Here is a 276-nt window from a genome sequence, read left to right as displayed (position 1 = left end):
GATCGCGTCTCGCTCACGCTGTTCGATCCGACGCAGCGAACCATCGACGCGCGCCTCAACGCGTATCGAGAGCGCGTCCAGGGAGCGGCCGAGAGCCCGGTCGCCGACTACCGCGCGCGAGCCTATGCGCGCCTTCGCGCCGCGGTCGAGGACCAGGGCGGAGTCCCGCGCCTGTCGCGCTGCGAGGACGTCAAGCCGAGCGCGCATGGCGCGTACACGGGCACGTTCCACACCCGCACCAGCACCATGACCGCGCGCTTCGCCGAGGAGCCCGAC

1 protein-coding gene is annotated in these 276 nt (G+C 72.1%); it reads left to right on the top strand.

All coding sequences use genetic code 11. The features are described 5' to 3' along the window. Positions 1-276: hypothetical protein (locus SAZ04_RS21970; protein WP_332699688.1), on the top strand; the 276-nt coding region annotated here is incomplete at both ends.

The organism is Halalkalibacter lacteus (genome assembly GCF_036663595.1).
GTDB classification, from domain to species: domain Bacteria; phylum Bacillota; class Bacilli; order Bacillales; family Bacillaceae_D; genus Halalkalibacter; species Halalkalibacter lacteus.
This window is presented reverse-complemented; position numbering and strand designations above follow the sequence as displayed.